This is a genomic window from Geodermatophilus sp. URMC 64, assembly GCF_053502555.1.
Window position 1 is genome coordinate 170,861 of sequence record NZ_CP199955.1, and the last position, 25,023, is coordinate 195,883.

General features: G+C 72.5%; 23 protein-coding genes, 3 tRNA genes and 1 pseudogene. 13 read left to right on the forward strand and 14 right to left on the reverse strand.

Going from position 1 to position 25,023, the window contains the following annotated elements; translation table 11 throughout:
* Positions 1-3 precede the first annotated feature (3 nt).
* A tRNA-Leu gene (locus tag ACWIYF_RS00825) sits at positions 4-86 on the reverse strand.
* 167 nt (positions 87-253) lie between these two features.
* Here ACWIYF_RS00825 and ACWIYF_RS00830 point away from each other — a divergent pair.
* The 7 genes from ACWIYF_RS00830 (at position 254) to pknB (ending at position 9,506) form a co-directional block, all read left to right on the forward strand.
* Positions 254-1,075, forward strand: a complete 822-nt coding sequence (locus ACWIYF_RS00830) for an FhaA domain-containing protein (RefSeq protein ID WP_448626218.1) — start codon at positions 254-256, stop codon at positions 1,073-1,075.
* Positions 1,076-1,121: 46 nt separating this feature from the next.
* A complete protein-coding gene (locus ACWIYF_RS00835; RefSeq protein ID WP_448626219.1) occupies positions 1,122-1,583 on the forward strand; it encodes an FHA domain-containing protein FhaB/FipA in 462 nt (153 codons plus the stop codon).
* A complete protein-coding gene (locus ACWIYF_RS00840) occupies positions 1,580-2,905 on the forward strand; it encodes a PP2C family protein-serine/threonine phosphatase (protein WP_448626220.1) in 1,326 nt (441 codons plus the stop codon). Before ACWIYF_RS00835 ends, ACWIYF_RS00840 begins: the two co-directional genes overlap by 4 nt.
* A complete protein-coding gene (locus ACWIYF_RS00845; RefSeq protein ID WP_448626221.1) occupies positions 2,905-4,308 on the forward strand; it encodes an FtsW/RodA/SpoVE family cell cycle protein in 1,404 nt (467 codons plus the stop codon). Before ACWIYF_RS00840 ends, ACWIYF_RS00845 begins: the two co-directional genes overlap by 1 nt.
* A complete protein-coding gene (locus ACWIYF_RS00850; RefSeq protein WP_448626222.1) occupies positions 4,305-5,765 on the forward strand; it encodes a peptidoglycan D,D-transpeptidase FtsI family protein in 1,461 nt (486 codons plus the stop codon). The genes ACWIYF_RS00845 and ACWIYF_RS00850 overlap by 4 nt, the downstream gene beginning before the upstream one ends.
* On the forward strand, positions 5,765-7,465 hold the full coding sequence (locus ACWIYF_RS00855) for a serine/threonine protein kinase (RefSeq protein WP_448626223.1): 1,701 nt from the start codon (positions 5,765-5,767) through the stop codon (positions 7,463-7,465). Before ACWIYF_RS00850 ends, ACWIYF_RS00855 begins: the two co-directional genes overlap by 1 nt.
* A 121-nt stretch (positions 7,466-7,586) precedes the next feature.
* A complete protein-coding gene (gene pknB, locus ACWIYF_RS00860; RefSeq protein WP_448626224.1) occupies positions 7,587-9,506 on the forward strand; it encodes a Stk1 family PASTA domain-containing Ser/Thr kinase in 1,920 nt (639 codons plus the stop codon).
* Between the two features lie 67 nt (positions 9,507-9,573).
* On the opposite strand, the gene ACWIYF_RS00865 is transcribed toward pknB, so the two are convergent.
* Positions 9,574-10,230 carry an aminodeoxychorismate/anthranilate synthase component II gene (locus ACWIYF_RS00865; RefSeq protein WP_448626225.1) on the reverse strand — a complete coding sequence of 219 codons (657 nt, stop codon included), beginning with the start codon at positions 10,228-10,230 and terminating at the stop codon, positions 9,574-9,576.
* Positions 10,231-10,247: 17 nt separating this feature from the next.
* Positions 10,248-11,018, reverse strand: a complete 771-nt coding sequence (locus ACWIYF_RS00870; protein WP_448626226.1) for a DUF881 domain-containing protein — start codon at positions 11,016-11,018, stop codon at positions 10,248-10,250.
* A 141-nt stretch (positions 11,019-11,159) separates the two neighbouring features.
* Between ACWIYF_RS00870 and crgA the strand changes: the two genes are divergently transcribed.
* Both crgA and ACWIYF_RS00880 read left to right on the forward strand, forming a co-directional pair.
* On the forward strand, positions 11,160-11,432 hold the full coding sequence (crgA, locus tag ACWIYF_RS00875) for a cell division protein CrgA (protein WP_448626227.1): 273 nt from the start codon (positions 11,160-11,162) through the stop codon (positions 11,430-11,432).
* 388 nt (positions 11,433-11,820) lie between these two features.
* Positions 11,821-12,225: a PH domain-containing protein gene (locus ACWIYF_RS00880; RefSeq protein ID WP_448626228.1), complete on the forward strand. Its 405-nt coding sequence runs from the start codon at positions 11,821-11,823 to the stop codon at positions 12,223-12,225.
* Here ACWIYF_RS00880 and ACWIYF_RS00885 read toward each other — a convergent pair.
* The 5 genes and pseudogenes from ACWIYF_RS00885 to ACWIYF_RS00905 form a co-directional block, all read right to left on the reverse strand.
* On the reverse strand, positions 12,222-12,860 hold the full coding sequence (locus tag ACWIYF_RS00885) for a rhomboid family intramembrane serine protease (RefSeq protein WP_448626229.1): 639 nt from the start codon (positions 12,858-12,860) through the stop codon (positions 12,222-12,224). The genes ACWIYF_RS00880 and ACWIYF_RS00885 overlap by 4 nt on opposite strands.
* Before the next feature lie 218 nt (positions 12,861-13,078).
* Positions 13,079-13,615 (reverse strand): peptidylprolyl isomerase, encoded by a 537-nt coding sequence (locus ACWIYF_RS00890; RefSeq protein ID WP_448626230.1) that lies wholly within the window; start codon positions 13,613-13,615, stop codon positions 13,079-13,081.
* On the reverse strand, positions 13,612-14,334 hold the full coding sequence (locus tag ACWIYF_RS00895) for a phosphatase PAP2 family protein (protein WP_448626231.1): 723 nt from the start codon (positions 14,332-14,334) through the stop codon (positions 13,612-13,614). Before ACWIYF_RS00895 ends, ACWIYF_RS00890 begins: the two co-directional genes overlap by 4 nt.
* Before the next feature lie 231 nt (positions 14,335-14,565).
* Entirely contained in the window at positions 14,566-15,078 is a 513-nt protein-coding gene (locus ACWIYF_RS00900) for a zinc-binding dehydrogenase (RefSeq protein ID WP_448626232.1), read from the reverse strand.
* 173 nt (positions 15,079-15,251) lie between these two features.
* Positions 15,252-15,866: pseudogene (locus ACWIYF_RS00905) on the reverse strand (alcohol dehydrogenase catalytic domain-containing protein); the annotation flags it as partial.
* Positions 15,867-16,013: 147 nt separating this feature from the next.
* Here ACWIYF_RS00905 and ACWIYF_RS00910 point away from each other — a divergent pair.
* Positions 16,014-17,066: a class I SAM-dependent methyltransferase gene (locus ACWIYF_RS00910; RefSeq protein WP_448626233.1), complete on the forward strand. Its 1,053-nt coding sequence runs from the start codon at positions 16,014-16,016 to the stop codon at positions 17,064-17,066.
* A 932-nt stretch (positions 17,067-17,998) separates the two neighbouring features.
* On the opposite strand, the gene ACWIYF_RS00915 is transcribed toward ACWIYF_RS00910, so the two are convergent.
* Complete coding sequence (locus ACWIYF_RS00915) at positions 17,999-18,643, reverse strand: Crp/Fnr family transcriptional regulator (RefSeq protein WP_448626234.1); 645 nt, start codon at positions 18,641-18,643, stop codon at positions 17,999-18,001.
* Between the two features lie 400 nt (positions 18,644-19,043).
* Between ACWIYF_RS00915 and ACWIYF_RS00920 the strand changes: the two genes are divergently transcribed.
* The 3 genes from ACWIYF_RS00920 to ACWIYF_RS00930 are packed head-to-tail and all read left to right on the forward strand — an operon-like array spanning position 19,044 to position 20,973.
* The gene (locus ACWIYF_RS00920) at positions 19,044-19,802 is read left to right on the forward strand and encodes an ANTAR domain-containing protein (RefSeq protein ID WP_448626235.1); all 759 of its coding nucleotides are present in this window, start codon (positions 19,044-19,046) and stop codon (positions 19,800-19,802) included.
* A 27-nt stretch (positions 19,803-19,829) separates the two neighbouring features.
* Entirely contained in the window at positions 19,830-20,606 is a 777-nt protein-coding gene (locus ACWIYF_RS00925; RefSeq protein ID WP_448626236.1) for a GAF domain-containing protein, read from the forward strand.
* A 13-nt stretch (positions 20,607-20,619) separates the two neighbouring features.
* Entirely contained in the window at positions 20,620-20,973 is a 354-nt protein-coding gene (locus tag ACWIYF_RS00930) for a hypothetical protein (RefSeq protein WP_448626237.1), read from the forward strand.
* 225 nt (positions 20,974-21,198) lie between these two features.
* On the opposite strand, the gene ACWIYF_RS00935 is transcribed toward ACWIYF_RS00930, so the two are convergent.
* The 5 genes from ACWIYF_RS00935 to gyrA form a co-directional block, all read right to left on the reverse strand.
* Positions 21,199-21,271 (reverse strand) — tRNA-Ala (locus ACWIYF_RS00935).
* 16 nt (positions 21,272-21,287) lie between these two features.
* A complete protein-coding gene (locus ACWIYF_RS00940) occupies positions 21,288-21,431 on the reverse strand; it encodes a DLW-39 family protein (RefSeq protein WP_448626238.1) in 144 nt (47 codons plus the stop codon).
* Between the two features lie 80 nt (positions 21,432-21,511).
* A tRNA-Ile gene (locus ACWIYF_RS00945) sits at positions 21,512-21,585 on the reverse strand.
* A 79-nt stretch (positions 21,586-21,664) separates the two neighbouring features.
* The gene (locus ACWIYF_RS00950) at positions 21,665-22,312 is read right to left on the reverse strand and encodes a DUF3566 domain-containing protein (RefSeq protein WP_448626239.1); all 648 of its coding nucleotides are present in this window, start codon (positions 22,310-22,312) and stop codon (positions 21,665-21,667) included.
* Between the two features lie 168 nt (positions 22,313-22,480).
* Complete coding sequence (gene gyrA, locus ACWIYF_RS00955) at positions 22,481-24,949, reverse strand: DNA gyrase subunit A (RefSeq protein ID WP_448626240.1); 2,469 nt, start codon at positions 24,947-24,949, stop codon at positions 22,481-22,483.
* Between the last annotated feature and the right edge of the window lie 74 nt (positions 24,950-25,023).

Here is a 25,023-nt window from a genome sequence, read left to right on the forward strand (position 1 = left end):
GGGTGGGCAAGGGGGGAGTTGAACCCCCACGTCCTTCCGGACACACGGACCTGAACCGTGCGCGTCTGCCATTCCGCCACTTGCCCTGGCGAGGCAGAACAGTATCAGGAGGCCCGCGGCAGCCGGGACGGACCCGTCGAGAGCACTCCGGGACGACGTCCTCCGGGGCGTCGCGGGTTGCTGGCCGGTCCGTCGCGGTACGCACGGCTACGATCACGTGTCAGACGTCCGACGCGAGCGCAAGGGAGCGACTGTGGGTGTGCTGCAGCGCTTCGAGCGACGACTCGAGGGCATGGTGGGTCTCGCTTTCGCCCGCATCTTCAAGGGCAAGGTGCATCCCGCCGAGATCGCCAAGGCGCTGCAGCGCGAGGCCGACGAGCAGCGCAGCGTGATGGGCGAGGGCCGGGTGCTGGCCCCGAACATGTACGTCGTCCGGCTGGGCGAGGTGGACTACGCCAACCTGGCCGAGTGGTCCGACCAGCTGGCCGGCGAGCTGGCCGACATGGTCACCGAGCACATCAACGACGAGGGCTACCAGATCTTCGAGGCCGTGCAGGTCACCCTCGAGCGCGACGACGACCTGCCGACCGGCGTGTTCGAGGTCAGCTCGCACGTCGCCGACCCGGCGCGGCCGCCGTCCCAGGAGTCCTCGCTCGCCCCGCCGCCTGCGAACGGCTTCCCGAGCGCGGCGCACCCCTCGCTGCCGCCCCTCCCGCCGCTGCGCGGCCGGGTCGCGACCGACACCGGCCGGCAGTCGCCGTCGGTGGTCGGCCGGGCCGGCTCGCGGATCCAGCACGTGCTCGTCGTCGACGGCCCGGGGACGCGGCACACGCTGTCCACCGGGCGCAACGTCATCGGCCGCGGCACCGAGGCCGACATCCGGCTGCCCGACACCGGGGTGAGCCGCAAGCACGTCGACGTCGTCCTCGAGAACGGGACCGCGGTCGCCGAGGACCTCGGGTCGACCAACGGCACGCTGGTCAACGGCCGCCGGATCAGTCGTCAGCCGCTGTCGGACGGCGACGTCATCCGCATCGGCCACTCCGTGCTGGTCTACCGGCAGGACGGCGCGTGACGCCGGTTCGGCGCTCGGATGCGGTCGCCACCGGCGGGGTGGTCGCATGACCGCCGAGATCGTGCTGCAGATCTTCCGCTTCGGCTTCCTGCTGCTGCTCTGGCTGTTCATCTTCGCGGCGTTCCGCGTGGTCCGGGCCGACCTCTTCGGCGGCCGCGCCGGCCGGGTGGCCTCGGTGCCGCCGCGGGCGGCCGCGAACAAGAAGAAGGGCCAGCGCGGGCCGCGCACCCTCGTGGTCACCGCCGGCCCGCTGACCGGCACCAAGATCACCCTCGGTGACCAGCCGATCCTCATCGGCCGGGCCGACGACTCCACCCTCGTCCTCACCGACGACTTCGCCAGCTCGCGGCACGCGCGGCTGACCAACCGCGGCGGCCAGTGGTACGTCGAGGACCTCGGCTCCACCAACGGCACCTACCTGGACCAGCAGCGCGTCCAGGGTCCGCTGCTGGTCGCCCCGGGCCAGCCCATCCGGATCGGCCAGACCGCGCTGGAGCTGCGGTCATGAGCCTCGTGCTGCGCTACGCCGCCCGCTCCGACCGCGGCCTGATCCGCGGCAACAACCAGGACTCCGTCTACGCCGGCCCCCGCCTGCTCGCCGTCGCCGACGGCATGGGCGGGCACGCCGCCGGCGACGTCGCCAGCAAGGTGGTCATCGCCGCGCTGGAGCACCTCGACGACGACACCCCCTCCGGCGACATGCTGCAGTCGCTGCGCGCGGCGGTCTTCGAGGGCAGCGAGCACCTGCGCGAGGTGATCCGCGAGGCGCCGCAGCTCGAGGGCATGGGGACGACGCTGACCGCCGTCCTGTTCGCCGGCGGCCGGCTGGCGCTCTGCCACGTCGGCGACTCCCGGGCCTACCTGCTGCGCGACGGCGTCCTGTCGCAGATCACGCACGACGACACGTTCGTCCAGACGCTGATCGACGACGGCCGGATCACGCCCGAGGAGGCCAACCACCACCCGCAGCGCTCGCTGCTGCTGCGTGCGCTCAACGGGCAGGAGGTCGAGCCCGACCTCTCCATGCGCGAGGCCCGCGCCGGTGACCGCTACCTGCTCTGCTCCGACGGCCTCTCCGGCGTGGTCAGCGAGGAGACCCTCGCCGAGGCGCTCAAGGACCCCGACCCGCAGTCGACCGCCGACCGGCTGATCGAGCTCGCGCTGCGCAGCGGAGGCCCCGACAACATCACCGTGATCGTCGCCGACGTCGTCGAGGACAGCGGCCAGCCCGCGCTCATCGACCCCGTCGTCGACGGCGCCGCCGGCGACAACATCGGCCAGCGCCAGGTCGACCCCCGCTCGGCCGCCGGCCGGGCCGCGCTCGCCGATCCCACCCCGCCCGCTCCGCCGCCCAGCGTCCAGGCCAGCGCCTCCCCGCCGCCCCGCCGGCGGCCGCTGCGGCTGGCCCTGCTCGCCGTCGGCCTCGTCGTCGTCCTCGTGGCGGCCGGGATCGGCACGTACGCGTGGGCGCTGCAGCACTGGTTCGTCGGCGTCGACGGCACCGGGGACGACGCCCACGTCGCCGTCTTCCGCGGGCTGCACACCTCGCCGTTCGGCGTGGACCTCTACCGCCTCGACGAGGCCACCGAGCTCCTGGTCACCGACCTGACCCCCGCCGCGCGCAGCCGGGTGCGCGACGGCATCGAGGCCGACGACGCCAGCGACGCCGACCGCATCCTCTCCGCGCTGCGCGAGCAGCGGCTGCCGGTCTGCCGCACGAGCACCGGCAAGAGCAGCACGCCCACCCCGTCCCGGCCCGCCACCTCCCCGACAGCGACCCGGACGACGTCGTCCGCCGAGCCGGGAGTGGACTGCCGGGAGGAGAAGTGATGTCCGGCCCGTCCACCGACCCGCGCGCCGTCGCCGCCAACGCGCCCAAGCGGCGCGGCACCGAGCTGGCGCTGCTGGGCTTCGCACTCCTCCTCACCCTCGCGGCGCAGTGCATCGTCGACCTCACCATGACCGGGTCGCTGCGGCCGGAGCTCGCCACGTTCGGCGCGTGGATCACCGCGCTGTGGGTCGTGGCCCACCTGGTGGTCCGCAAGTGGGCGCCCTACGCCGACCCGCTGCTGCTTCCCGCGGTCGCCCTGCTGGTCGGGCTCGGCCTGTCGGTCATCCACCGGCTCGACCTCGCCGACGCCCAGGACGGCGGCGGCAGCGAGAGCGCCCCGACGCAGCTGCTGTGGGCGACCATCGGCGTCGCGCTGTTCGTCGCCGTCCTCGTGGTGATCCGCGACCACCGGGTGCTCTCCCGGTACGCCTACACGCTCATGCTGGTCGGGCTGGTCCTGCTCGCGCTCCCGGCGCTGCTGCCGTCGGCGATCTCCGAGGTGAACGGCGCCAAGATCTGGATCCGCGTCGCCGGCTTCTCCATCCAGCCCGGCGAGTTCGCCAAGATCTGCCTGGTCGTGTTCTTCGCCGCCTACCTGGTCGACAAGCGCGACGTCCTCGCGCTGGCCAGCCGCAAGGTCATGGGCCTGGAGCTGCCGCGCGGCCGCGACCTCGGCCCGGTGCTCGTCGCCTGGCTGCTCTCGATCCTCGTGCTGGTCTTCGAGCGCGACCTCGGCAGCTCGCTGCTGCTGTTCGGCATCTTCGTGGTGATGCTCTACGTCGCCACGGAGCGGGCGAGCTGGCTGCTCATCGGCCTGTCCCTGTTCGCCGGCGGCGCGTTCCTCGCCTACCAGATCTTCGGCCACGTCCAGGCCCGCGTGGACGTCTGGCTGGACCCGTTCGCCTACCGGGACGACGCCGGCTACCAGCTGGTCCAGTCGCTGTTCGGCCTGGGCACGGGCGGGCTCTTCGGCGCCGGCCTCGGCGGCGGGCGGCCGGACCAGGTGCCGGTGGCCAAGAGCGACTTCATCGCCGCCGCGATCGGCGAGGAGCTGGGCCTGTTCGGCCTGGTCGCGGTGATCATCGTCTACCTGATCCTGGTCGAGCGCGGCCTGCGCACGTCGCTGATCGTCCGCGACGCCTTCGGCAAGCTGCTCGCCGCCGGCCTGGCCTTCGCCATCGCCTGGCAGGTGTTCGTCGTCCTCGGCGGCGTCACCGGGCTGCTGCCGCTGACCGGCCTGACCACGCCGTTCCTGGCCTACGGCGGGTCGTCGCTGGTGGCCAACTTCGGCCTGGTCGCCCTGCTGGTCCGCATCAGCGACGCCGCGCGCCGCCCGGCCACCCCGCCGGCCCCGCAGCCGCCGCGGCTGGGCGATGCGCCGACCGAGGTGGTGCAGTCGTGAACGCGCCCCTGCGCCGGGTGGCGATCAGCGTGCTGGTGCTGTTCACGCTGCTCATCATCAACGTCAACTACATCCAGGTGGTCCGCGCCGACAAGCTGCGCGAGGACCCCGCCAACACCCGCGTGCTGGCCGAGGAGTACGAGCGCGAGCGCGGCTCGATCGTCGTCGAGGGCACCGAGATCGCGCTGTCCACCCGGACCGACGACCGGCTGACCTACCTGCGCCAGTACCCCCAGGGCCCGCTGTACGCGCCGGTGACCGGCTACTACTCGCTCATCTACAACACCGCCGGGCTCGAGCGCGCCGAGAACGACGTCCTGGCCGGCAACGACCCGCGGCTGTTCGCCCGGCGGCTGGCCGACCTGTTCACCGGCCGCGACCCCTCCGGCGGCGACGTCGTCCTCACCCTGGACCCCACCGTGCAGCAGACCGCCATGGAGGCGCTCGACGGGGTCACCGGGGCGGTCGTGGCGCTGAACCCGCAGACCGGCGCCATCCTCGGGCTGGCCAGCACGCCGACCTACGACCCGAACCTGCTCTCCAGCCATGACCCGGCCGGGATCCGCGACTACGCCGCACAGCTCGACGGGGCCAGCCCGGACCCGAGGATCAATCAGGCCACCCGCGAGCGCTACTCCCCCGGCTCGGTGTTCAAGGTGATCGTGTCGGCGGCGGCCCTCGAGGACGGCTACACGACGGAGACGACCATCCCCGCGCCGGACCTGCTGACCCTGCCCGGCACCAACACGACGCTGGAGAACTTCAACGGCGAGAGCTGCAACGGCGGGGCCGACCAGTCCCTGATCGACGCGCTCACCATCTCCTGCAACACCGCCTTCGCGCAGCTCGGCATCGACCTCGGCGAGGACAAGGTCCGGTCGATGGCGGAGGCGTTCGGCCTGGACGGCGAGGGCTTCGAGATGCCGCTGCCCGTCGTGGGCAGCACCATCGGCGAGATCGAGAACGACGCGCAGCTCGGAATCAGCTCGATCGGCCAGCAGGACGTGCAGATGACCCCCATGCAGGCCGCGATGGTCGCCGCCGCGGTGGCCAACGGCGGCTCCCTCATGCGGCCCTTCCTGGTCGACCAGGTGCGCGCGCCCGATCTCACCGTCATCGACCAGACCGACGCCGAGGAACTCAGCCAGCCGATCTCCGAGGAGGTCGCCGGCCAGCTGCGCGACATGATGGTGAGCGTCGTCGAGAACGGGACCGGCCGGCGGGCGCAGATCGAGGGCGTCACCGTGGGCGGCAAGACCGGGACCGCCGAGGTCGGCGACGGCGTCAACCCGCACACCTGGTTCATCGGCTTCGCCGGCCAGGGTGACCGGCAGATCGCGCTGGCGGTGTTCGTCCGCAACGGCGGCCAGAGCGGCACGGAGGGAACCGGCGGCGACATCTCCGCGCCGATCGCCCGTCAGGTGATGGAGGCCTATCTCGGGGAACAGGGGGGCTGATGGCACTCTCCCTGGGCACCCTGCTCGCCGGGCGGTACGAGATCACCGCCCCTGTCGCCGTGGGCGGCATGGGCGAGGTGTGGCGCGCCCGCGACCGGGTCCTCGACCGCACGGTCGCGGCGAAGGTGCTGCGCAGCGAGTTCACCGGCGACCCGAACTTCCTCGCCCGGTTCCGGAACGAGGCCCGCCACACCGCGGCGCTCTCGCACCCGAACATCGCCTCGGTCTACGACTACGGCGAGACCGTCGACGACCGCACCGGCCAGAACCTCGCCTTTCTCGTCATGGAGTTCGTCGAGGGGCAGCCGCTCGTGTCGATCCTGCACGACGAGGGCCGGCTCCCCGTCGACTGGACGCTGCACGTGCTGGGCCAGGCCGCCGAGGGCCTCTCGGCGGCGCACCGCGCCGGGGTCGTGCACCGCGACATCAAGCCGGGCAACCTGATGGTCCGGCCGGACGGCGTGGTCAAGCTGACCGACTTCGGCATCGCCCAGGCCCGCGACGCGGCGCCGCTGACCCGCACCGGCATGGTGGTCGGCACCGCCCAGTACCTCTCCCCCGAGCAGGCGCAGGGGTTCGAGGTCACCGCCGCCTCGGACGTCTACTCGCTCGGCGTGGTGGCCTATGAGTGCCTCACCGGCGTGCGCCCGTTCGACGGCGCCTCGCAGGTCGCCATCGCCCTGGCGCACATCAACCGGCCCCCGCCGCCGCTGCCCGAGGACATCCCGCCGCCGGTCCGGGCGCTGGTCGAGCGGGCGCTGACCAAGGACGCGGCGCAGCGGTTCCCGGACGGCGGGGCCTTCGCCGAGGCGATCCGCGAGGTCGCGGCCGGCGGCTCGGCGCCCGCGACGGGGGCGGCGACCGACGTCCTCGCCGTCCCGGAGGGGGCCACCCAGGTCTTCGGCGCCGCCACCAGCGCCGCCGTCGCCGCGGCCGCCGGTGCGCCGACGACGTCGCCGCGGCCGATGCCGCCGCTGCAGGGACCGCCGGCCGACGAGGACGGCGCGGTCGGGGAGCCCTGGGACGAGGAGCCGCGGCGCCGCGGCCGCCGCTGGGCGTGGATCGCCGCGGTCGCGCTCGTGCTGCTCGCACTCGGGATCGGCGGCTGGCTGCTGCTCGGCAGCGGCGGCGACGACCCCGGCAACGGCAGCCAGGCCTCCGCGTCCACGACCAGCAGCGCCCCCACCTCGGCGGGGACGGTCGCCATCGACACGGACAGCTTCATCGGCCGCGACTTCGACGACGTCCGGGCGCAGCTGGAGGGGCAGGGGCTGACCGTCACCCGCGCCGAGGCCTCCGGCGCGCTGCTGGCCGACCTCGGCCGGGAGCTCGACGCGGACGCGGTCGCCGGCTCCGACCCCGCGAACACGACCGTGCCGGTGGGCTCCGGCGTCACCCTCTTCGTCACCTCCGACGGCTTCACCCCCGACACCGGCGAGGACGGCGACACCACCCAGCAGCCGCAGCAGACGACGACGTCCGCGGCGCCGACGACGGCGCAGCCGACGACGGATGAGCCCACGACGGAACAGCCGACGACCGACGAGCCGACGACGGAGCAGCCGACGGATCAGTTGCCGGCCGAGCCCGCGGACCCCGGTGACGGTGACGGTGACACGCCTGCGGACGGCGATCCGCCGGCCGAGGAGCCGACGACGCCGCAGGCGGGTGCGGCGGTTGTGGAGGATGGGGCGGCGTGATCGCCTTTCCCTGCGCATCCCGGGTTCCGGCATCCGCTGCGGTTAGGCTGCCCGACGGCCCCCTCCGGCTCTGCCGGGGCGTCCCCCGGGGCGCGCACGGCACCACCCGAGAGGACCTCCGATGACCACCCCGCAAGTGCTCGGTGAGCGCTACGAGATCGGCGGGGTCCTCGGCCGCGGCGGCATGGCCGAGGTCCACCGGGGCCGCGACCTGCGGCTCGGCCGCGAGGTCGCCGTCAAGGTCCTGCGCCAGGACCTCGCCCGCGACCCCTCCTTCCAGGTCCGCTTCCGCCGCGAGGCGCAGGCCGCCGCGTCGCTGAACCACCCCGCGATCGTCGCCGTCTACGACACCGGCGAGGACCGCACCGCCAGCGGCGCCACCCCGTACATCGTCATGGAGTACGTCGAGGGCGAGACGCTGCGCGACGTCCTCCGCCGCGAGGGCGTGCTCACCCCCGAGCAGGCCATGAAGTTCGCCGCCGACATCTGCGGCGCCCTCGACTTCAGCCACCGCAACGGCATCGTGCACCGCGACGTGAAGCCCGGGAACGTGATGATCACGCCCTCGGGATCGGTCAAGGTGATGGACTTCGGCATCGCGCGGGCGGTCTCGGACTCCGCGGCCACGATGACCTCGACCGCCGCGGTGATCGGCACCGCGCAGTACCTCTCGCCGGAGCAGGCGCGCGGCGAGGGCGTCGACGCCCGCTCCGACGTCTACTCCGTCGGCTGCCTGCTCTACGAGCTCGTCACCGGGGCACCGCCGTTCACCGGCGACTCCCCCGTCGCCGTGGCCTACCAGCACGTGCGCGAGGACCCGCGGCTGCCGTCGTCCATCAATCCGGACGTGCCGCCGGAGCTGGACGCGATCCTGCTCAAGGCGATGAGCAAGAACCCGGCCAACCGCTACCAGTCGGCCGCGGAGATGCGCAACGACCTGCTGCGGGCCCTGGCCGGACAGCGGGTCGAGGCCACGCCGGTCATGAACGACGCCGAGAAGACCACGATCCTGGCCGCCGCGCCGGGCGGGTACGGCGGTTACGGGCACGACGACGAGGACTGGGGCGAGCAGGACGAGGCCGCGCGCCGCAAGCGCCGGAATCGCATCATCGCGATCGTCAGTGTCGTCGGGGTGCTGCTCGTGGGCGGCGTGATCGCGCTGGCCGTCCTGCTCGGCGGGGGGGACGACGACACCCCGCCGGCCACGCAGCAGGTGACCGTGCCGAACGTCGTCAACGCGACCGAGGCCGACGCCCGCTCCCAGATCGAGGCGGCCGGCCTGGCCGTCGGCACGGTGACCCCGCAGCCCAGCACGGCGGAGCAGAAGGGCCTGGTGCTCTCCACCAACCCGGCCGGCGGCGCCCGGGCCGACGAGGGCGCGAAGGTCGACATGGCCGTCGGCGCGGGGCCGAACACCCTGGCCATCCCCGCGGTCATCAACCTCGACGTCGACGAGGCTCGGGACAACCTCCGGGCCGCCGGATTCACGGGAAACATCAACACCGACCAGGTGGACAGCCTCGAGCCCGAGGGCACCGTGGTCGACGTCGACCCGGCGCAGGGCTCGCAGGCCGCCCTCGACGCCGAGATCACCCTGTCGGTGTCCGACGGCGACGCGGCCATCCCGACGGTCGTCGGCCAGCAGCAGGACGCCGCACAGGCCGCCCTCCGCGACGCCGGGTTCACCAACGTCACGGTGGAGCAGGCCGAGGACGCCACGCAGCCCGCGGGCACCGTCGTCGACGTCAGCCCGGGCCAGGGCCAGCAGGCCAGCTCCGACACCGCGATCACGCTGACCGTTGCGCAGGCGCCCACCCAGATCGCGGTGCCCGACGTCCGGGGCCAGTCGGAGGCTCAGGCCCGCCAGACCCTGCAACAGGCCGGGTTCACCAACATCACGACGGTGCAGACCGAGGCCCCGAACGACGAGGACGAGGGGACCGTCGTCGGCACCGATCCCCAGGCCGGTTCCCAGGCCGACAAGGACCAGGAGATCACCTTGCTCGTCGTCGGCCCGGCCACCGACGGCGGCGACAACTGACACCTGCCGCCAGCACGCACGAGGGCCCCCTCCCGATCCGGGAGGGGGCCCTCGTGCGTTCCAGGGCTCAGGCGGGCGTGCCGACCAGCCGGCGGGCGCTCGCGGAGGCGGCCTCCACCGTGGCCTCGTCCGGCGCCAAGCCGCAGGCGGCCAGCCAGTTGGCGAGCATCCGGTGGCCGCCCTCGGTGAGCACCGACTCGGGGTGGAACTGCACGCCCTCGATCGGCAGCTCGCGGTGGCGCAGCGCCATGACGACGCCCGACGGCGTGGACCCCGTGACCTCCAGCTCGGCGGGCACGGTCGCGGGGTCGACGGCCAGGGAGTGGTACCGCGTCGCGGTGAACGGCGACGGCAGCCCGGCGAGGACACCGGCACCGGTGTGCAGCACCTGGCTGGTCTTGCCGTGCAGCAGCTCCGGCGCCCGCACGACCTCCGCGCCGAACGCCTCGGCGATGCCCTGGTGGCCCAGGCACACGCCGAACACCGGCGTGCCGGCCTCGGCGGCCGCCCGGACCATCGGCACGGTCACGCCCGCGTCGGCCGGTGTGCCGGGCCCGGGGGAGAGCAGGACCCCGGCCACGTCGAGGTCGGGCAGCTCGTCGACGGTGACGGCGTCGTTGCGGCGGACGATGCAGCGCACGCCGAGCTGGCCCAGGTACTGGACGAGGTTGTAGACGAAGCTGTCGAAGTTGTCGACGACGAGGACGGGCCGGTTCTCGGGCACCCCCCAGGTGTACACGCTCAGCGCGCGGAGGCGTACTGGAGGTCCAGCGAACCGGTGTACTCCGGGAGCACGACCTGCGCCCGCTCGCGCACGGTGAAGCTGAGCCCGAACGCCTGCACGGCCTGCTGCAGCACCGCCACCTGCGGCGAGGCGGCCAGCTGCGCCCGGACGGCGTCCGTGTCGCCGATCGCGGTGATGACGAACGGCGGGGAGTAGGTGCGCCCCTGCAGCAGGAGCACGTTGCCCACGCAGCGGACGGCGCTGGTCGCGATCAGCCGCAGGTCCATGATGGCGACGCCGTCGGCCCCCGCCGCCCACAACGCGTTCACGACCGCCTGCACGTCGGACTGGTGGATGACCAGGTCGTCGGGGCGGGCGTTGGTCGGCAGCGTGCCGTCGGCGCGGGGCGGCGCGTCGTCCAGGGTGATCTCCACACCCGGGCCGGACAGCGGCACCAGGCCCGCCGACAGCGCCCCCGCGTCGGCCGTGTCGCGGGCCGCGGCGACGTCCCCGTCGCGCGAGGCCGCCTGGTCGGTGAGCCGCTGCACCTGCTCCTGAAGGTCCTCGAGGACCTCCTGCTGGCGGTCGTTGGCGCGACTGCGCTGGGCGATCAGGCTGGAGAGCTCGGTGACGTCGCCGGCCCGCAGATCGGTGCCCTGGGCGGTGCGCCCCGAGGTGGCGAACAGCAGCCCGGCGGCGAGCGCGACGACCGGCACCAGCGCCGTCCACGCCGAGGGCCGCGAGAACCGCGGCAGGCGGACGGGCAGGAGGGAGCCGGAGCGGGCCACGGCACCTCCTCCAGCGGCCCCGGGGGGCACGATCGGCGGCGACGACATGGCGGAACGCGACGGTCGCCCCCTGGCAGCTTAGGCTGGGAGGCAGTGGCGGCCGGGGACGACGGACCGGCGCCCGCGGAGGGAGTTCGCACGGTGCCCAAGTCCAAGGTGCGCAAGAAGTCGGTCTACACGCCGCCGGAGGGCGCGCTGCAATCCCGCGGGTCGCGTGCGCGGGCCGTGCAGCCCAGCCCCCGCTGGTACGCCGCCCTCATGGTGGGCCTCATGCTGCTGGGCCTGGTGTGGATCGTCGTGTACTACGTCGCCGGCGACCAGATCCCGCTGATGGTGTCCCTCGGCGCGTGGAACTTCGCAATCGGCTTCGGCGCCATGGTGGCCGGTCTGGTCATGTCGATGCGCTGGCGCTGAGCGCACCCCGCACGGCACGAAGGCCCTCGTCCCTCCTGGGGACGGGGGCCTTCGTCGTACCCGGCCTGGGGATGCTGTGCACAGACCGGCGCTTCGTCCACAGGTCGACATGGCGCTCCACCCCCAGGGTTGTCCACCGAGTGTGGAGAGAGGGAACCGGCCGTCACACAGTTGACCTGCGCAAACGCACCGGCTGAGACATGTGTGACGAGTCCGCCGCGGTCGTAACTACACCGGTGTGAGTCTTTCCCCAGCTGTGCACACAGCTGTGGAGAAGTCGATATGTACTCCTGAAGATGGCGGTGACCTGCGCGTTTCGGCTCCCCGCCGCCCCCGTCCACACCCGCCCGGCGATGGTCGGCGGCCGGTCCCCTGGCAGCCTGGGTCCGTGCAGTGGTCACCCCGGCCGGCCGAGACCGCGGCCCTCACCGCCATCGGGCTCGGCCTGGCCCTCGCCGTCCCGCTGGTCGACCCGCTGGGCCGGGTCCTCGTCGGCGCCGCGGCGCTGCTGGTGCTGGCGCTGGCGGCGCGCGACGCGCTGCTGCGCCCGCGGCTGTCGACCGGCCCGGACGGCGTCGACGTGCGGACGCTGACCGGCCGTCGGCACCTGCCCTGGCCGGCGCTGCGGGTGCGGGTGCGGGCCACGCAGCGCTGGGGGCTGCGCAGCCGGACGCTCGAGCTCGACACCGCGGCCGGGCCGGACGACGAGGGCGTCCTGCTGCTGCTCGGCCGCCGCGACCTCGGCGCCGATCCCGAGGAGGTCGCCCGCGCCCTGCACGGGCTGGCGCCCTAGAAGCCGAAGGCCGGCACCGCCAGGGCGAGGACGAGCAGGACGACGCCGAGCCCCGCCGTCGCGGCGATCTGGACGGCGAGACTCCGGCGACCCAGCACGAGCACCGCCGTGGCGAGAGCCCCGGCGACCAGCCCGCCGATGTGCCCGAGCAGGGAGATGCCCGGGACGACCACGCTGATGACCACGTTGAGCGCGACCAGCGTCGCGATGCCCCGCAGGTCCTCCCGCCGGGCGACGGCCAGGACGCCGAACGCGCCCATGAGCCCCCAGATACCGGTGGACGCCCCTGCCGCGAAGATCCCGGGCGACGCGAAGAGCTGGATCGCCGCCGCACCGCCGAGCACCGACAGCAGGTACACGGCGCCGAAGCGCAGCCGGCCGAGCTGGAACTCCAGCTGGCTGCCGAAGACCAGCAGCGCGAGCATGTTGAGCGCCAGGTGGACCAGGCCGAAGTGCAGGAACGCGGCCGTGACCAGCCGCCACCACTGCCCCGCGTCGACGAGCGCAGGCACCTGCGCCAGCTCGGCGAAGATCCGCGAGTTGTAGTTGTCGAGGGGGTTCTGACCCCCGAGCCCGGCGGAGATCGCGGTGAGGACGAACATCGCGACGTTGACCGCGATGAGCGTGAGGGTCACCGGCCCCCACCGCCGCCCCGCCGACCGCAGACCACCGCGCTTCGGTGCCCGTGCGCCGGCCTGACCGGCGCGGACGCACTCCGGGCACTGGAACCCGACCGAGGCCGGGATCATGCACTCAGGGCAGATCGGCCGCCCGCAGCGCGTGCAGGAGATGCCGGTGGGCCGGTCCGGGTGCCGGTAGCAGGTGGTGGTCGGCGGGGCCGGCTGGGGCTCGGTCAGCTGCGCTCCACCTCGACGGACTGGAGCACGACGTCCTCGACCGGACGGTCGTTGCGGCCGGTGCTCACCTTGGCGATGCGGTCGACGACGTCCCGGCTGGCCTGGTCCGCGACCTCGCCGAAGATGGTGTGCCGGCGGTTGAGGTGCGGCGTCTGGGCCACGGTGATGAAGAACTGCGAGCCGTTGGTGCCGGGGCCGGCGTTCGCCATGGCCAGCAGGTACGGCCGGTCGAAGTGCAGCTCGGGGTGGAACTCGTCGCCGAACTGGTAGCCGGGGCCGCCGTAGCCCTGCCCCAGCGGGTCACCGCCCTGGATCATGAAGCCGTCGATGATCCGGTGGAAGACCGTGCCGTCGTAGAGCCGGTCGGTGGTCTTCTGCCGCGTCTCCGGGTGCGTCCACTCGCGGCGCCCCTCCGCCAGGTCGGCGAAGTTGGCCACCGTCTTGGGCGCGTGATCGGGGAACAGGTTCACGCGGATGTCGCCGTGGTTCGTGTGCAGGACGGCGCTGCGCGCCGGAGCAGTCGATTCGGTCACGTCCTCCACTCTTCCACCCCGGCACCGCGCCGGGGCGGGAGGGGAAGGGCCCGCAGCACCATGAACAGCCACGGGACGGCGAAGAGCGCGCTGGCGAGGACGTCGGTCGGGTAGTGCGCGCCGCGGTAGAGCCGGGCGGCGGCCACCACGAGAACCACGAGCACGGCCAGGACCGGGACCCAGCGCCGCCACCCTCCGCGCGCCGCGGCCACGACCAGGGCGGCGACGGCGCCGTACAGGCAGATCGCCGCCGCGGTGTGCCCCGACGGGAAGCTGGACGTGGGCGGCAGCTGCGCGTCCAGGTGCGGCACGGGGGGCCGCGGCCGGTCGATCAGCGACACCGTCGTCAGGAAGATGGCCAGCTCCCCGCAGAGGGCGACGGCCAGGACGACGACCGGCCGCCAGGAGCGGAAGGCGAACCAGGCGGCGATCGCCGCGACCACGCCGACGCCGACGACCACCCAGGTGTTGCCGAGCTCGGCGGCGGGGCCGGAGGCGGCGTCGAGGAAGCCGGTGCGGTGCGCGGCGAACCACTGCACCAGGGCGCCGTCCCGCTGCTCGAACGCGTCGCCCTCCTTGGCGCGGGTGAGCAGCCAGCCGATGCCGAGGGTGAGGCCGAACAGGACGACGAGCGTGATGCCGAGGCGGACCGCGACCGGCCCCGCCTGGACCGGCGGCGCCGCGGACTGCCTGCTGGGTGCAGAGCTGCGAGCGGTCATGCCCGAAGGGTCCCGCTGGGAGGGCGGTCGCGCCGCTCGGACCGGGCGGTACCGGACGACGGAGAGCCGGTGGGACCGTTCCACGTGGAACGGCGACGTCGTCCGGTCGGGGGCCGACCCGCTCGGTCAGTCGGTGGAGACGAGGGGAATCGACCGGCTGTTGCTGAGAACCCGTCCGCCGGAAGTGGGGTGAACGGGGTCGGGCCGGCGTGCCGGCCCGACCCCGCTGGATCACCGTCGGTTCGCGCCCGGGAGCAGCACCTTCCCCGCATCGCCGGTGAGCAGTTCGACCGCGGCCTCTGCCTCGTCGAGGGGCAGGCGGTGGGTGATCAGCAAGTCGAGGCCGATGCGACCCGACTGCAGCAGGAGAAGCAACTGCTCCCAGGTGTCCCAGAGCCGGCGGCCGAAGATGCCGCGAAGGGTGATGCCCTTCTTGTTCACGTACGCCGCGATGTCGATCGCGGCAGGCTCGCTGGGGTGTCCGACCGTCACGAGCGTGGCCTCGCGCCGCAGCGCCTCCAGGAGCGGCGGCAGCGCCCCGCGCACGCCGGAGACCTCGAACGCGACGTCGAAGCCGCCGCGCCGGCCGGCCAGGTCGCGGCACACGCCGACGACGTCGTCCGACGGGTCGAGCACCTGAGCGCCGATCGACTCGGCCTGCTTCCGGCGGAACGGATTGGGTTCCACCGCGACGACGGCCGCGGCTCCCAGGGCGAGGGCGATCTGTGCGATGACCAGACCCACGGGCCCGCAGCCGTTGACACGTACTGCCCGGCCACGGCGTATCCGGACCGCTGGACGGCGTGCATGGCCACTCCGGCCGACTCCAGCAGGGCGCCCGTCTCGAGCGACACCGACTCGGGCAGCGGCACGCAGATACCCGCGGGGACGGCGACGCGCTCGGCGAAGACGCCGTCGATGTGCATGCCGAGGATGCCGGTCCGCTCGCAGGTGTGCGCGTTGCCGGTCCGGCACGGGTAGCACCGGCCACAGATGGGGTGGCTCTCCAGCGCGACCCGGTCGCCGGGGGTGACGTGGTCGACGCCCGCGCCCACGGCGAGCACCGTCCCGGAGCCCTCGTGGCCGAGGACCACCGGCGGGGTGAGGTTGAACGCTGCGCCGAGGGCGTCCACTCGTAGAGCTCCCGGTCGGTGCCGCACAGCGAGGCGGCGGCCACCTCGAGCAGCACCTGCCCCGGGCCGGCGACGGGCTCGGCCCAGTCCTCGCGGACCTGGGTGCAGCGGCAGGGTGCCATTCTCATCAGCCCCCAGGGCGATGAACTTCTCCCCCTGGCGGACGAGGTCGCCGGTGCGCCGGGAGGTGGTGCCAGGCCCCTCGCGACGGCACGCTGTCGCCCAAGCGGGTGGAGGGAGGTGACCCGTGACCGTGGCGGCGGGGTCGGCGCACCTGGCAGCCGACGGGGCTGCAGCCACTGCTTGACGTCGGCGCCCCTGCTCGCGGCGGCTGCGCACGGTGCAACGACCTGATGCCGTCCTCAACCCGGAGACGGGGAGGGTGAGGGGCGGCTGCACCGGGATGAGCGGGCGGCGGCGCGCTGCCTGTCGTGCTCATCGACGTCCTCGGGGGAAGCAGTACACCGCGCATCAGGCCGTCCCCGACCTGTTCGCGGAGCATGTCCTCGCGGATCGGGTGGACCGATGTGAAAGAAGGCGAGGCTCGTGTCAGCTGACCAGGTGTCGAAAGACGCTCAGTTTCAGAAGCTCGTGGGCTACGTGGTGGGCAACCAGGCGGCCTGGTTCATCGATATCGGGCTGAAGACGAGGTTGTTCCGTGCCGTCGCTGACGCGGGGGAGTCAGGCATCCGCGAGAACGCCTTGTCCGAGCAGTTGGGCTACACGCTGCGTTACGTGCAGGTGTGGTGTCGCGGCGCCTACGCCTTCGAACTCCTCGACTGGGATGAATCCTCGGGCTACCGGCTCGCACCCCACATGGAGTCCCTGGTGCTGGACGGGTCGGACCCGCGGTTCATGGGCGGGCGCTTCCAGTTCTACACCGCGCTGTACGAGGATTATCGAGCCTTTCCCGAGTACCTCCGGACGGGCGGCATCTGGCCGCGCAGCGCGCACGATGCGTTCTTGCTCGAGGCGCTGGCGAACACGACGAAGCCCGACTGCGTCATGATCACTGAGCAGGTGTTGCCGCAGGCGCCCACCACGCTCGCGCGACTCGAAGTGGGTGCTCAGATCCTCGATATCGGCGCCGGCGGAGGACATCACGTGATCCACTACGCGCGCCGATTCCCGCACGCTCGAGTCGTCGGCCTCGAGAGCGACCTTCCCAGCATCGAGCTGGCACGGCGAGCCCTTGACGAGGCGGGCATCGCCGATCGGGTGCAGATCCGCGCGGGCGATGCGAACGATCTCGAGGACGAAGACGTCTTCGATCTGGTGACGCTGAACATCACGCTGCACGAAACCGGTGACCACGCTCACTACGTGAATGTGCTCGACCGGGTGCGACGCGCGCTGAAGCCGAGTGGCACCGTCGTCGTCTCGGAACTGCCCTACCCGGACTCGCCGCAGGAGTATCGCGAACATCCGGTCTACAAGATGTTGGCCGGAGTCCAGTTGCACGAGGCTCTCGTCGGCTGCGGCATGATCACGCAGGGTGAACTGGCCAACTTGTTGAAGGGCGCTCAGTTTGCCGGTGTGCGGGTGGCCCAGCAGTCCGCGCCGACGCGCTTCGTCATGCTGGGCGAGAAGCCGAGCTAGCCTCGCCTCCTGTCGATCGGCCCTTTCGGTCGATGTGGTTCCTCGCCGCGTGATGCGGTGACGTGCTGCGGTGGCCGGACTCGACGGTCAGCGGGCAGGCGACCACGAAGACTGCGTCCCGTCTCCCCCAGAAGCGGCTTGATCGGTGCCGAGCGGTGTGGGCTGTTCTCGGGCGTAGTGCGGACCATCTGCTGACTGAGTGCAGACTGGCTTCACGGCGAGATGGCGAGCCGGACCTGCACCTGGGTGCCCGGCAGGCAAAGCGGGCGGTACCACGTGCAGGCTGACCGCCCCCCGAGCCCCTGCTGGATCTTGTCCGCCTGTGCCGGCCGCGGGAAGGGCACTCCGCGTCCCTCCGGGATGGGCCTGCGGCCCACCCTTCCCCCGGCACGGCGCAGCCGGAGATGTGCGGGTCATCGGGAAGGCGGAGTGGGTCCAGTCAACCGATCGCATACTCACCGCCGGCCCGACAGGGGGCAGTCGACGGAACCTCCGGACAGTCCGCGGCACGCGCGCCGTCCCACGTTCGTACAGGACCGGTTGGCGATAGGCGACCGGCTCCAGGACGACATGCGGATTCCGGCGCGGCGTCACCTGGCAGACGGCAGTAGTCCTCCCGTCATGTGCGGACACCTGGCCGGGCGGTTGCCGTCAGGCAACCCCAGAAGGACTGCAGGAGCGCGGCGGCTCCGGCCGGTAAGCCGCTGTTGAGCGAGGCTCGATCGCCAGACCGGAGGAACCGGAGATGCGCCGGCAGCCCGGCGGCGTCGGACGTGGTGACCGCCACCGTCCTCGCTCCATGTCGTACACCCTCGGATCGGCTGGGATGACCCGGTGGTGCGTGTACGCCATGGACCAGCAGCCAGCCGCACCACCGCTCAGCATCAACAAGCGCCCGGGGAACGCGGGCCCAGTACAGCCCTGCGGTGGTGCTACCGCGCCGCCAGCGCGGCGTCGGTGGCCCGGCGGACCGCCTCGTAGCAGCTGCAGGCGTGGGACTGCAGGCGCGGCCGGTCGGTGATGGTGATGCGGCCGCGGGTGTAGGTGAGGCAGCCGTCCTCGGCCAGGGACTGGGCGACCTCGCTGACCGAGGTGCGGCGTACGGCGAGCATCTGGGCGAGGAAGTGCTGGGTGAGCTCGAAGCTGGGGCTGTCCATCCGGTCGGCGGTCGTGAGCAGCCAGCGGGCGGCGCGTTGGCGGACGGTGTGGACGCGGTTGCAGGCGGCGTTGCGCGAGACTTGGGTGAACAGCGCCTGCGCCGAGCGGCGCAACATGGCGGTGAGCGGGCCGTCGACGTCGGCGATGTGCTCGCGCAGGTCCTCGGCGCTCATGGTCAGCGCCCGGCCGGGCACCTGCACCAGGGAGCGTTCGGTCGGGACGCCGGCGCCGAGGTAGACGGAGATGCCGACCATGCCCTCCCGACCGATGGTGGCGGTCTCCACCTCCTGGGCATCGCCGACGTCGACGAGGACGGAGACCACGCCGACCACCGGGAAGTACACGTCGCTGATCTCGCGCGCCGGCTCGTGCAGCATCTGCCCGGCGGGCAGCGGCGTCTCCGTCAGGTCGGGCAGCAAGGTGGCTAGGGGGCCCTCGTCCAGACCGCCCAAGACTGTGTTGCAGCGTGCCAGGTCGGGATCGGGGGCCACGATGAAGTCCTCCGGTGCCGTTCGAGCGGTGCGGGATGACCAGTCGGTGGGATGGTGATCCCTCGTCCGCGGTCGACGTGCTCGGGCGGAGGCTGCCCCCAGAGCGGCAGGGCCATGGCCATCGTGGCGTAGCCGGGCACCGGTCGCCAGGGGAGACCCCCCGCTCCTGCCAATGTCGAGTACCGTACACATCGCCGACCGGGCGTGTGCGCAAGCGGACCGGCCGGCGGCACGTCGGCGGCGTGACACTCCCGCAGCGGGTGCCTTCTCCGCCGATTCCCGGCCCTGCGGTTCCTGGGCGGCCGGGACGAGCGAGAGGACCAGGCACGTGACCGGTCCCGCGGACCCCTCGAGCCCGCCGCGCACGCGCGCGGCGTTGGATGAGCTCGGCCGGCTGCTGCTGACCGAGCACACCACGTCATCGATGCTGCAGCGGATCGTCGACCTGGTGGCCCAGGCGATGCCGGCGGGTGCAGAGGCGTCGATCACGCTGGTGCGTGGCGACAACCCGACCACCGCGGCCTTCACCGGACAGTTGGCCGACGACCTCGACGAGACGCAGTACGAGCGGGGCTACGGCCCCTGCCTGGAGGCCGCGGTCGGCGGCCAGTACACCGAGATCGTCGACGCCCGCACCGAGGACCGGTGGCCGGAGTACGTGCCGACCTGTCTTGCGCGCGGTGCGTTGAGCTCGCTCGCCGCGCCGGTGCCCGCGGCGCACCTGAGCGCGGGGCTGAACGTCTACGCGCGCACAGCACGGGCCTTCAGCGACGAGGACCGGTCGGCCGTGACGTCGTTCGCCGCCTACGCCGGTGCTGCACTGACCAACATGGACGCCCTGCAGGACGCGCGAGACCTCGCGGAGAACCTGCAGAAGGCGATGGAGTTCCGCGCGGTCATCGAGCAGGCCAAAGGCGTCCTGATCGAGCGGCACAGGCTGACCGCCGAGCAAGCCTTCCGGCTGCTGGCCGAGTCCTCGATGCACACCAACCGCAAGCTGCGCGACGTCGCCGAGCACCTGGTGCTCAGCGGCGAGCTGACCCTTGCACCCCCGACCGGCCGGGCCACCGCCGACCGCCGCAGCTGAGCGGAACCCCGCTGGAGGTGACCACGGATGACCGACCCCGCCACCGAGAACCCGACGCCGGGCGGGACCGACCCCCTGGGCCTGAGCCCGGCCGTGGATCTGGGCACGGCACTCAACCAGATGGCCGGGCTGGTTCTCTCCCGAGAGACCGTCGACACCGCCCTCGAGCTGGTCACCACGCTGGCAGCGACCACCACCGCGGGCACGCTGGGCGCCGCGGTCACCGTCGTCGACGAGCACGGCAAGCGCTCCCGCGCCGCATCCAACGCCGCCGTCGAGCAGGCCGACGCCCTGCAGTACGATCTCGACGAAGGACCCTGCCTGACCGCCTGGCAGACCCGGGAGCTGGTGCGGATCGACGACACCACCACCGACGGGCGCTGGCCGCGGTGGAACGAGGCGGTCAGCCCGCTGGGCGTCCGCTCGGTGGTCAGCGCGCCGCTGCTGGTCGGCGAGGAGTCGATCGGCGCGATGAAGGTCTACTGCGAGCGCCCGATGAACTACGGCCCGCACGACGAGCACGTCATGCGCCTGCTCGCCAGGCAGGCGGCGATCCTGCTGGCCAACACCCAGAGCATGCAGGAGGCCCGCCGGCTCAGCCGGCAGCTGACCGAGGCACTGGCCAGCCGCGACTCGATTGCCCGCGCCAGCGGCGTGCTGCTCGCCCAGGGCGCCACCGGGGAACAGGAGGCGTTCGCCACCCTGGCCGCCGCTGCCCGTCAGGCCGACCGCCCCGTGCAGGACGTGGCCCGCGCCCTGGTCGCGGCCGTGACCGCCCGCAACAGCCGTCGTGTCAGCGCCTGACCGATCGGCGACCATGACCAGCGACGAGCGCCACCGGCGCATGAACGCCGCCCGGGCCCGCGCGGAGCTGACCGTGCAGGACCTGTGGCTGCGTTACGTGTCCCTCGGTGGCACCGGCGACGCCTTCGACCTCGACGGCTATCTGCAGGGCCTGGTGCCGCTGGAAACCCTCCAGCAAGACGTCCTCGCCCAAGCCCTCAACGAGGCGCTCGAGGACAGCTACCGCGCCTACCGCATCCCGCTGTCCACGCCCCCGTCCGACCACGCCGGCGACGAGCGGCTCAACCGACTCATCAACGATCTCCTCGACGACCGGCCGACAGCTCCTCCGGCCGATTCGGGGCCGCCCGGCGCCGGCTCCGCCTGAGCGCGGCGGCGCTCGACGAACAGGCGGTCCGGCGGCCGCGCTTTGACCACCGGACCTGGGCCGTCGGCACCTGCGGTGACGACAGCCGTGCCCTCAGAGTTACCCAGCTCGGGGTACCAGGCAACCGCAGTGCTCCGATCGGACCGAGGGCACCGCGCGCCGCGAGCGCCGCGCCGCAGATCTGCGTCAGGCCGAAATCGCAGGCCAAGCGGCCTGTCGAGGGAGTGGAGACGAGGGGAATCGAACCCCTAACCCCCGCCTTGCAAAGGCGGTGCTCTGCCAATTGAGCTACGTCCCCGGGGGTGGCGGCCCGGTCAGCGGGTGGTGGGAGTGCTGACCGCGTCGGGACCGCTGGTGGCCTCGTGCCACAGGTCCGCCTCGGTCCTGCCTGCGGAGCGCTTGCGGATCGCGGTGATCGCGCCGGCGACCACCGCCGCGAACGCCAGCTTCTTCAGCACGCGGAGTACCTCCTCGGGCACGCGGTGCCCGCGACGCGGGTCCTGCGTGCGTCACGGCACCGGCGGCACCGGCACACGGGTGGGCCTGGGAGGACTTGAACCTCCGGCCTCATCCTTATCAGGGATGCGCTCTAACCGCCTGAGCTACAGGCCCGTGAACCTCGGCAAGCGTACCTTGCCGCGAACGGCGGTCCGGCGCCGGGGTGATCACCCGGCGCCGGACCAGCCCTTGCCTAGTCCCGCTCGGAGAGGGTCAGCTCGAGGCCGCCCACCAGGTCCGAGCAGAGGTTGTAGATGAACGTGCCGACGGTGCACAGCGCGGTCATCAGGATGACGTTGATCGCGCCGATCACCGCGGCACCGCCGAAGACGATGCCCGGCGTGATGACCTCGCTGCCGCCCTCCGACCCGGACGCGCTGCCCAGCTGCCCGAACAGGTCGTTGAGGGTGTCGAAGACGCCCAGGCCGGAGAGGACGCCGTAGAGGATCCCGACCGCGACCATCCAGATGAAGAACAGCGCGATCGACAGCACCAGCGAGATCTTGAACGCCGACCAGATGTCGATGTGCCGCAGCTGCAGCCGGGCCCGCCGCGGACCGCGACCGGCGGCCTTCTTCGCGGGCCGGGTGGCCCGCCCCTGCGCCTTCTTGGCCGGCACCGCGGCCGTGGCACCGGTCGCAGGCGTGGCACCGGTCGCAGGCGCCGCGCCGGTGGCGGGTGCCGCGGGCGAGCTGCCGGTCGCCGGTGCATCGCCGGCCGGCGCGGCACCGCTCTGGGCCCGCTGTGCGCCGGTGGTCGGGATGGCCTGCGTCGTCGAGACCGACGCCGGCGCCGGGTCGCCGGCGTCCTGCGTGCGCACCGAGCCCTGCCGGTCGCTCATGCCAGTCTCCCGTTCCCCGGCGGCTCGCGCCGCACGCTCGCGACCGGGATACCCGGGGAGTGCGGCGCAGCACCCGGGGACCGGTCAGATCCGTGACTCGACAGGACGCGGTTCGTACGTGGCAGGTTACGACGCACGCCCGAACCTCCGCCTGTCCTGACGGTCACCCTAGGCTGCAGGCTCGTCATTGTCGGTCGTCCGCGCGATGGCCACGATGCTCACGTCCTCCGGCAAGTTCATGAGCTTGACGCCCATCGTCGCGCGGTCCTTGTTGTGCCGGACGCCGTTGACCGGGGTGCGGATGACACCGCCGCCCGAGGTGATCGCGTACAGCTCGTCGCCGAGAGTCACCGCCAGCGCGCCGACCAGGTTGCCCTTGCGGGCCTTCGGGTCGGCGGTGAGCACGCCCTTGCCGCCGCGGCCCTGGGCCGGGTAGTTCTCGATCCCGGTCCGCTTCGCGAAGCCGCGCTCGGTCGCCACGAGGACGTCGACGCCCTCCTCGACGACGATCATCGACAGCAGCTGGTCGTCCGGCCCGAGCGAGATGCCGCGGACGCCCTCGGTGGCGCGGCCCATCGGGCGCAGCGTGGCGTCGTCGGCCTTGAACCGGATCGACATCGCGTTCCTGGTGACCAGCAGCAGGTCCTGGTCCGGGTCGATCAGCGCCGCCCCGACCAGCTCGTCGCCCTCGCGCAGGTTGATCGCGATGACGCCGCCGCTGCGCGGGGAGTCGAAGTCGGTGAGCCGGGTCTTCTTCACCTGGCCGTTGGCGGTGGCCAGGACCAGGTACGGCGCGACCGTGTAGTCCTTGATCTGCATGACCTGGGCGATCCGCTCGTCCGGCTGGAACGCCAGGATGTTGGCCACGTGCGCGCCGCGGGCGGTGCGGTTGGCCTCGGGCAGCTCGTAGGCCTTGGCGCGGTAGACCCGGCCCTTGTTCGTGAAGAACAGGATCCAGTCGTGGGTGGAGCCCACGAAGAAGTGGTCGACGATGTCGTCCTGCTTGAGCTGGGCCCCCATCACGCCCTTGCCGCCGCGGCGCTGCGACCGGTAGAGGTCGCTCTTGGTCCGCTTGGCGTATCCGGTGCGGGTGATGGTGACGACGACCTCCTCCTCCGCGATGAGGTCCTCCATGGACACGTCGCCCTCGTGCGCGACGAACTTGGTGCGGCGCTCGTCGCCGTACTTGTCGACGATCTCCTTGAGCTCGTCGCGGACGATCTGCCGCTGCCGCTCAGGGGAGTCGAGGATCGCCTGCAGGTCGGCGATCCGGGCCTCGAGCTCGGCCAGCTCGTCGAAGATCCGCTGCCGCTCGAGGGCGGCGAGGCGGCGCAGCTGCATGTCCAGGATCGCGGTCGCCTGGATCTCGTCGATCTCGAGCAGCTCCATCAGGCCGGCCCGCGAGGCCTCGGCCGACTCGCTGCGCCGGATGAGGGCGATGACCTCGTCGAGCATGTCGAGGGCCTTGGCCAGACCGCGCAGGATGTGCGCGCGCTCCTCGGCCTTGCGCAGCCGGTAGCGCGTCCGCCGCTGGATGACCTCGATCTGGTGGAGGACCCAGTTGCGGACCAGCTCGTCGAGCCGCAGCGTCCGCGGGACGCCGTCGACGATCGAGAGCATGTTGCAGCCGAAGGTCGTCTGCAGCTGGGTGTGCTTGTACAGGTTGTTCAGCACGACCTTGGCCACGGCGTCGCGGCGCAGGGTGATGACCAGCCGGCGGCCGACGCGGTCGCTGGACTCGTCGGCGATCTCGCTGATGCCCTGCAGCCGGCCGTCGCGGACGGCGTCGGCGATCGCCTCGGCCAGGTTGTCCGGGTTGACCTGGTAGGGCAGCTCGGTGACGACGAGCTGGACCCGGCCGCGGGCGTCCTCCTCGACGGTGACGACGGCGCGCATGCGGACCGAGCCGCGGCCGGTCCGGTAGGCGTCCTCGATGCCCTCGCGGCCGACGATCAGGCCGTGGGTCGGGAAGTCGGGGCCCTTGATCCGCTCCATGCAGGCGGTCAGGGCCTCTTCGTGCTCGGCCGTCGGGTGGTCGAGCATCCAGTACACGGCCTCGGCGACCTCGCGGAGGTTGTGCGGCGGCATGTTGGTGGCCATGCCGACGGCGATGCCGGCCGAGCCGTTGATCAGCAGGTTCGGGATGCGCGCCGGCAGGACCAGGGGCTCCTGGTTCTTGCCGTCGTAGTTCGGCTGGAAGTCGACGGTCTCCTCGTCGATCCCGGCCATCATCTCCATGGCCAGCGGGGTCAGCCGGGCCTCGGTGTAGCGCATGGCCGCGGCCGGGTCGTTGCCCGGGGAGCCGAAGTTGCCCTGGCCGTCGATCAGCGGGTAGCGCATCGACCACGGCTGGGCCAGCCGCACGAGGGCGTCGTAGATCGCCGAGTCGCCGTGCGGGTGGTAGTTACCCATGACCTCACCGACGACGCGGGCGCACTTGACGTAGCCGCGGTCGGGGCGGAAGCCCTGGTCGTACATCGCGAACAGCACCCGGCGGTGCACCGGCTTCAGGCCGTCGCGGACCTCCGGCAGCGCGCGGCCGACGATGACCGACATCGCGTAGTCGATGTAGCTGCGCTGCATCTCCTGCTGGAGGTCGACCGGCTCGATGCGGTCGCGGAAGGGGGTCTCCGTCACGGTTCAGATCTCCACGTGTTGATGCACAGAAGTGGACAAAGTCGCTGGTCAGGCTCCCTGCAGGGTCCCGCCGC

What these genes read in the sequence shown, in the direction of transcription:
- ACWIYF_RS00835 (WP_448626219.1), top strand. Translation starts at nt 1,122, where the DNA reads ATGACCGCCGAGATCGTGCTGCAGATCTTCCGCTTCGGCTTCCTGCTG.
- ACWIYF_RS00840 (WP_448626220.1), top strand. Translation starts at nt 1,580, where the DNA reads ATGAGCCTCGTGCTGCGCTACGCCGCCCGCTCCGACCGCGGCCTGATC.
- ACWIYF_RS00845 (WP_448626221.1), top strand. Translation starts at nt 2,905, where the DNA reads ATGTCCGGCCCGTCCACCGACCCGCGCGCCGTCGCCGCCAACGCGCCC.
- ACWIYF_RS00855 (WP_448626223.1), top strand. Translation starts at nt 5,765, where the DNA reads ATGGCACTCTCCCTGGGCACCCTGCTCGCCGGGCGGTACGAGATCACC.
- pknB (WP_448626224.1), top strand. Translation starts at nt 7,587, where the DNA reads ATGACCACCCCGCAAGTGCTCGGTGAGCGCTACGAGATCGGCGGGGTC.
- ACWIYF_RS00895 (WP_448626231.1), bottom strand. Translation starts at nt 14,334, where the DNA reads ATGACCGCTCGCAGCTCTGCACCCAGCAGGCAGTCCGCGGCGCCGCCG.
- ACWIYF_RS00925 (WP_448626236.1), top strand. Translation starts at nt 19,830, where the DNA reads ATGACCGACCCCGCCACCGAGAACCCGACGCCGGGCGGGACCGACCCC.
- ACWIYF_RS00930 (WP_448626237.1), top strand. Translation starts at nt 20,620, where the DNA reads ATGACCAGCGACGAGCGCCACCGGCGCATGAACGCCGCCCGGGCCCGC.
- ACWIYF_RS00950 (WP_448626239.1), bottom strand. Translation starts at nt 22,312, where the DNA reads ATGAGCGACCGGCAGGGCTCGGTGCGCACGCAGGACGCCGGCGACCCG.